8 protein-coding genes are annotated in these 6933 nt (G+C 65.9%); 1 reads left to right on the plus strand and 7 read right to left on the minus strand.

Annotation, left to right across the window (positions count from 1 at the left end; genetic code table 11):
* Positions 1–508: 508 nt before the first annotated feature.
* From AC5RV2_RS03945 to AC5RV2_RS03975, 7 genes are all read right to left on the minus strand, one after another.
* On the minus strand, positions 509–922 hold the full coding sequence (locus AC5RV2_RS03945; protein WP_494091268.1) for a pilus assembly protein TadG-related protein: 414 nt from the start codon (positions 920–922) through the stop codon (positions 509–511).
* A gap of 86 nt (positions 923–1008) precedes the next feature.
* Positions 1009–1458, minus strand: a complete 450-nt coding sequence (locus AC5RV2_RS03950) for a hypothetical protein (protein WP_494091269.1) — start codon at positions 1456–1458, stop codon at positions 1009–1011.
* A gap of 69 nt (positions 1459–1527) precedes the next feature.
* A complete protein-coding gene (locus AC5RV2_RS03955) occupies positions 1528–1950 on the minus strand; it encodes a TadE family protein (RefSeq protein WP_494091277.1) in 423 nt (140 codons plus the stop codon).
* Positions 1951–1978: 28 nt separating this feature from the next.
* Positions 1979–2209, minus strand: a complete 231-nt coding sequence (locus AC5RV2_RS03960; protein WP_494091270.1) for a hypothetical protein — start codon at positions 2207–2209, stop codon at positions 1979–1981.
* Between the two features lie 50 nt (positions 2210–2259).
* Positions 2260–3201, minus strand: a complete 942-nt coding sequence (locus AC5RV2_RS03965; protein ID WP_494091271.1) for a type II secretion system F family protein — start codon at positions 3199–3201, stop codon at positions 2260–2262.
* Positions 3198–4052 carry a type II secretion system F family protein gene (locus AC5RV2_RS03970; RefSeq protein ID WP_494091272.1) on the minus strand — a complete coding sequence of 285 codons (855 nt, stop codon included), beginning with the start codon at positions 4050–4052 and terminating at the stop codon, positions 3198–3200. The genes AC5RV2_RS03965 and AC5RV2_RS03970 overlap by 4 nt, the downstream gene beginning before the upstream one ends.
* Positions 4049–5275, minus strand: a complete 1227-nt coding sequence (locus AC5RV2_RS03975; protein WP_494091273.1) for a TadA family conjugal transfer-associated ATPase — start codon at positions 5273–5275, stop codon at positions 4049–4051. Before AC5RV2_RS03975 ends, AC5RV2_RS03970 begins: the two co-directional genes overlap by 4 nt.
* 205 nt (positions 5276–5480) lie before the next feature.
* On the opposite strand from AC5RV2_RS03975, the gene AC5RV2_RS03980 reads away from it, so the two are divergent.
* On the plus strand, positions 5481–6933 hold a 1453-nt coding region (locus AC5RV2_RS03980), incomplete at its 3' end, for an ATP-binding cassette domain-containing protein (RefSeq protein ID WP_494091274.1).

Below are 6933 nucleotides of genomic sequence, written 5' to 3' on the forward strand. Positions count from 1 at the left end.
CGTCGCGTCCTTCGCGATTCAAGCACGGTGCCGGTTGGCGGCCAACTCCGTGGCAATGGGCTGGCCCTGCCGATGCTGGCGTTCATCTGCCGGCTGTGCTCAAGGGACGTGCTGACCATCCTGCTGCTGCGCTTCGCCACCAAGCGCTTCGCAAGCACGAAGTGGCGATCGGCGACCGCCTCCTCGCCGCCTACCTCGCCTCCGAGTGGGAGACGCGGCTCGGCCGCAATTCGTCGAGATCGTCCGCTCCGTGGATGTGGGCGTGGGGATCACCGTCTCGGGTGTCCTGATGCGGGCGATGAGCCTGTTCGGCGAGCTGGGCACCTTGGTGGCGGTCGTCGTCGTACTGTTCGTGTCGCGGCCGCTGATCGCGGTGGTGATCCCCCGCGCGCCGTGGCGATCGTCCGGAAAAACCGCGAATGGTCCAGCCGCACCGCCAAGACCCTGTACGAGGCGCTGGCTTCCTTCAAGGGGGCTTACCCGCCCGGCCGCGGTTTCCCCGTCCCGGTCAGCGTCTGAGTTCTGAGCGCGCGTCGCTGGAAACGGTAATCGGTATACCATCCGGAATCAGGAAGTTCACCACCGGCGGCCGGACGACGGCACTCAGCACCACGTGCGCCGTGCGCTGCTCCGGTGAGCCGGTGTCGCCGTCGACGGTCAGCTGGTCAAACCTCCCGTACGCACCCGTCTCGGATAAATACCGTGCAACGGATCCCCTCACGGAATCGTCGTCCAGCGAGGGAACGGGCACCCCGGAACCTGTTTCGACGTCGGCTAAGGCGAAAGTGTCTGCGGCAGCCAGCGCGGCCCCATCCGCAACGGACAGCAGCTTCTTCCGTTCGACATACACGGCGGAGGCCCCCAGCACCACGGTCAGGATCAACAGGCTCAACAACACAAAGCCGATGAGCAGAACCAGCACCTGGCCCTGATCGTCGGTCCCGCCCCTCCGGCTTCCTACTCCCCCCGTGCAAGGGGCCTTCCGAGCGCTTGACGGTCTTCCGGTCATCATCGGTAGCGTTCCACTATTTGAGTCGCCGAGGAGTTCACCGTGGCCATGGTGAGGCCCGTGCCGTCCAGCAATGGCAACGGGATCGAAATCTCGACTTCCGTAGTGACCCAGGACCCCGCTTCCAAGCACGCTCCATTGCCGCAACTAATCCTGATTTCCATACGCTCCGGGCCAAAACCGAAGTCCTCTGCAGCCAAGAGCGCCGCCTGCTGCGCGGCCTGACCAGCAGCTGCGGACTCGTCGGACCCCGCATACACTTTCGCCGCTTGGTCCGCGGCATTCACGACGGCGAACGACGCGGCCTGCACCTGTGAGACCGCGATGACGAAATAGACCACTGGAACCAGGAGCAGCGTGCCAAGGAAGACGAATTCAACGACGGCACTCCCCCGCTCCGGATCCTCTCCCTGCAGGCGGTCCTTCAGCCGCTGCCACAAGTCCGTCACCGAGCCCTCCGGCAAGTTTCGGGATGGGTCCGGGCCGCCCCTGAGCCCGGCGCCGCGTCCGGTGACCCGTCAGCGCGGAAGAGCCGCATGACCGTGGACCTCCAGCGCGCCTTCGGGACCGATCAGGCCGAGCGCAGGCAGCGGAGCCCGGACCGTCACTCGTAACGTGGGGACGCCGGACCGGACGACTTCTTCAACGTGGACGTCTTGGCCGTAGGTGTCGGTCAGCGAAGCTGAGATCAAGTCAACCGTCCTTTCGTGCGCGTCGGCGGCGCCTCGATCGGCCAAGGTTCCGTAGCGTGCACCCGACCCCGCGGCGTCGATGAGCGTGTTGCGCACGTGCAGGACCAGGCTCAGCTGCATGATCGACACGAATATCAGGGTGAGGACACCGCCCACCAACACGAAGTCAACGCTCGCGGAGCCCCGGTCGGAACGGTCCCGGCCCCGACAGGAACCGCTGCCGACGCTGGCAGCGGTGGACTGCCGCACTCCGTGGGCACTGTCGTTCGATCCCACGTCAGGGCTGGGTCACGCGGCCGATGGCGTCGTTGAAGAGTCCTTCCAGAGCCGGTTTCGCCAGCGCCAGAATGCCAGCCACAAGCACGGCCGACATCAAGGTGATCATCACCCACCCCGGCACATCTCCGCGTTCGCCATCTTCGGCCCGCGCCGCACGACGCAATCGATCCAGCCCTCCGCTCCACAGCAGCGAAATCGTGACAGTGAACATGAGAGAGAGTTTCATCATGTCGTAGTTCCTTCCCTATAACCCCCAGTGAGAATTTCCGTCGGTCGACTTCACCAGCCGAGATTGATCAGGGCTATGCCCGGGTACACGGCGAACAGCACGGTCAGCGGCAAGACCCCGAAAACGAGAGGCACCATCATGCCGATTTCCTTCTTTCCGGCCGACTCCATCAGGTTCCGCTTCGCCATGTCGCGCACGTCCTGGGCCTGCGCCCGCAGAACGTCCGCCAGCGGAGTTCCGCGCTCGACGGCCACGGTGATTCCGTCGACGAACCGCACCAGCGCCGGCAAGCGGATGCGGTGTGAAAAATCCTGCAACGCCGTCAGAATCGGCATACCGGATCGCGTGTGTGCGAGCACAACCGCAAATTCGGACGCCAGTTCGCCCTGCGCGCTGCGGCAGATTCTCTCCAGCGCTCCCGTGGCGCTCTCTCCGGCGCTGACCGCCAGTGCCATCAGCTCCGCCAAGCTGGGAAATTCCGCCAGCATCTTTTCCTCACGGCGTTGGATTTGCACACTCAAAAGGTAGTCCCGCAGCATGAACCCGCCCACTGCCAGTCCCAGGGTCAGAATCACCGCAAGTACCGGATCCAGCGCATTTCCCGCCGCCGAGGCAATCGCCCACGCAATGCCGATGGCGAAACCCGCCGCCGCCCACAGCAATTGTTCGGCACGGAAATCGACGGTGCTCTGCCGGCGTCCGGCCTGCAGCAACCGCTTGGACAACAAGGTGGAACCGAAATTGAACTTTCCAAGCCAGGCGACCGAGTCACGGACCACCGGGCGGAAAATCCGCTCCAGGGGGCCAAGCGGCGTGACGTTTACCGGTCCGCCGTCGAGCAGCCGCGACTTCATCTCGATCGACTTCAGCTGCGGGGCGATCCGGTCCGCGAAGCGCCTGCGGCGTAAGAACGGCAGCCGGACGACCGTCAGCCAGAGGCCCACCCCCAACGTGATGCCCAATAACGCCGTCGTTGCAGCTATGTGGTTCACCGGAGCACCCGCTCCTCTTCGGGGAGCGAACCAATGCGCAGCATCAGTCGATAGCACACGATCGACACCACGAGCCCGCCCAGCAGTACGGCCGCCCCCACCGTCGTGTTGTAGGCAGCCACAGCTTCCGGCCGGGTAGCCAGCAGCATCAAGATGATCCAAGGGGCAGCAACAGCGAGCCGGGCAGCGTTGACAGTCCATGATTGGCGGGCCTCAAGTTCGCTGCGGGTCCGTGCGCTGTCGCGGAGGAACTCCGCAAGCGTCCCGAGCAATCTGCCCAAGTCGGTACCGCCGACTTCACGCGTCATGCGCAGCGCCTCCACGATCCGGTCGGCCACCGGATCTGACAGCCGTGCTTTGAGCCGCTCCAAGGCGTCGTCGAAATTCCCGCCCGCACGGTAATCGGAGGCAAATTCCCTGAAGGCCGGCCGCAGCTCCACCGGGCCTCGCGTTCCCAACTGCACCAGCGCCTCGGGCAGCGAGAGTCCTGCCCGGATGGCCGAACGCAGGTGGTCGACGGCGTCCGGCCAGATTTCGCGCAAGACGGCGGCACGCCGGCGAGCCCTCCAACTCACCAGGGCGAACGGGAGCCATCCTCCGAACAGACCGAAACAGGCCGCGATGGGACCGGATGCTGCGAGTGCCAACACCATCAGGAAAGTTGCAGCTGCCATGGCCACGCAGCTGGCCATAAGCGCGGTCGGCGATACCAACTCGATGCCTGCCTGGCTGATCATCCGCTGGATTCGGCCCGGCCGCTTCAGCCGCACCTGCGGGGGCGGTTTTTCCCAGCAGGACCACCAAATCAAGAAGAGCCCCAATCCGCCAAGGAGCCCCGCCGCCGTCGTCATGGCACCGATTCCAACAGCTGCATGACTTCATATCCCGCGCGCGCGAACTTCTCCTCCGCGGGGCTGGCAGAAGGACTCACCTCAAGCTGACCGTCTTGGCGACTGAACAACGTGGACGTTTCGATAATCCCGTTCTCCACCCGTCGGCCAAGCGAGACGATCTCCGCGACCTGTCTCCTGCCGTCCGGCCGGCGGACACAATGGACCACCAGGTCGATGCACGATGCCACAGTAGGAACCACGAACGCGGACGAGATGTTCTGCCCAGCCAGCAGCGGCAGGGTGCAAATCTTGGTGATGGCATCGTGGGCGCTATTGGCATGGACCGTACACATCCCCGGCAACCCGCTGTTGAGTGCCACGAGCATGTCAAGGCTTTCGGCTTCCCGGACCTCACCAACAATCAGCCGGTCGGGCCTCATGCGCAGTGCCTCCTTGACCAGCCGCCGCAGCGGTATGGCGCCCTCCCCCTCAAGATTTGGCTGCCGGCACTGGAGCCCCACGACGTCGCGCAGGGGCAGTTGCAGTTCGAAGATCTCCTCTACCGTGACCACCCGCTCGCGGCTGCCAATAGCGGCGGCCAGGCAGTTGAGCATGGTGGTTTTGCCCGCCTGGGTTGCGCCCGAGACGAGGATGTTCAGACCGCTGCTGACTGCCGCTCCCAGGAACCGGGACGCTTCCGGGGTCAGCGTGCCCAGCTCCACTAGGTGCTCCAACCGCGAAGCACGGGCGATGAACTTCCTGATGTTGACCGCCCAGTGCCGGCGGGTGATGTCCGGAATGACAACATGCAGCCTCGATCCGTCCGGGAGGGCCGCATCGACGAAGGGCGATGACAAGTCCAGGCGGCGCCCGGACGACTTCAGCATCCGCTCCACCAGATCCGCCACCTGCTGCTGGGTGAGCGAGACGGACGTCAGTTCGGATTCGCCGCCCCTGGCTACATAGACCTCGGACGGAGAGTTGATCCAAATTTCTTCGATCGAGCGGTCGTCCAGCAGCGGTTGCAACGGGCCGAAGCCGGCCACGGCGTCAAAAACGTACTGGCGCGCGTCGTCCAGATGTCCGAGCGGCGGAAGAGACCCCAGCAAGGACCGTTCGTCGTAGTCAGTCACAGCGGCTTCAACCAGCCGTCGGACCTCCGGACCTTGGCGGACAGGGTCCAGGCCGCGTTGGCGGATCAGCTCACGGACCTCCCCCTCGACGATCCGGATGCCCTCCATCCCTTCTCCCCCCTCAGAGTTCGGGCGCAACCCCGCCGCGAAGCTGAGACTTGCGGCCGGGTGTGTCCACCGACCCTAGCGGCCGGTCTTCGGACCGGCCAGCCCCCGCACTTCGATTGTGGAAAAACCGACCCAACTTCGATCCGCCGCTGGCCAGCAGCCGTCACGGGTGATAAGGGCCCGATGGAATAGGCTGAGGGGCAGTATGAAAAGCATCCTCGACGTTCTTGTGCCGCTGCTGCGTACCTTGCCCGACGGCAGCCGGCGATTCCTGACCGGTTATGGTGCCGCCTCCGCGGCATTGGCCCTGCTGGACGTCGTCGCCCTGGGGCTGATCGCCGCGCTCCTGCCGGCCCTGGTCGGAAGCTCCGACGCCGACCTGCCGATCGTCGGCAACGTCGCCGAAAACGGGCTGGCCCTGCCGCTGCTCGCCTTCATCTGCCTGCTGATCGTGCTAAAAGGAGTGCTGGCCGTGCTGCTGTTGCGCTTCGCCACCAAGCGCTTCGCCCGGCACGAGGTGGCCATCGGCGACCGCCTCTTCGCCGCCTACCTCGCCTCCCCTTGGGAGAAGCGGCTTGGCCGCAATTCGGCCGAGATCGTCCGCTCCGTCGACGTCGGCGTGGGGATCACCGTCTCGGGCGTCCTGATGCCGGCGATGAGCCTGTTCGGCGAGTTGGGCACCCTGGTGGCGGTCGTCGTCGTACTTTTCGTGGCCCAGCCGCTGATCGCGGTGGTGACCATGATCTACCTGGGCCTGGTGGCGCTGCTGCTGGCCAAGGTGATCTCCCCGCGCGCCGTGGCGATCGGCCGGGAAAACCGGGAATGGTCCAACCGCACCGCGAAGACCCTGTATGAGGCGCTGGGCGCGCTCAAGGAAATCACCTTGGCCGGCCGCGGGCCCGAGGTGCAGGAGCAGGTGCATGGCACCCGCACCAAGTCCTCCATAGCGCGCGCCGGCGCCATCCAGATCTCGCAGATCCCGCGCTACGTGCTGGAGACCGCGTTGGTCCTGGGCTTCGCGCTGCTGGGCGGCGTGGGCTACCTGACCGGCGGACCGGCCGGTGCGGTCAGCGCCGTCGGCCTGTTCGCCGTCGCCGGGTTCCGCCTGATCCCCTCGCTGACGCGCATGCAGGCCGTGCAATCCTCGGTGAATACCAGCGCGTCCTTCGCCCGGCAGATCGTCGAGGACATTCACGAGGGCGAAGCCGAAATGTCCCGGCTGCGCGACGAGCGCCCGCAGCACGAGCTGCCGGACAACGCCGCCGACATCGAGCTGCAGGACGTCGCCTTCAGCTATCCGGATACCGCGGCGCCGGCCCTGCACGACGTGAACATCCGGATTCCGGCCGGCAGCCACGTGGCCTTCGTCGGCGCGTCCGGCGCCGGCAAGTCGACGATGGTGGACCTGCTCCTGGGCCTGCTCGAGCCGAGCCGCGGGCGCATCCTGGTGGGCGGCGAACCGATGGAGTTCGTGCTGGATTCCTGGCGGCGGCGCATCGGCTACGTCCCGCAGGAGGTCTCGCTCTTCGACGCCTCGATCGCGCAGAACGTCGCCCTGGCCTGGGACCAGTCCCGGGTGGACCGCGAGCGCGTGACCGTTGCGCTGCGGCGCGCGCAGCTGCTGGACACGGTGATGGGGCGCGACGGCGGCCTGGACG

It is taken from the genome of Arthrobacter sp. Y3225116 (assembly GCF_059091245.1).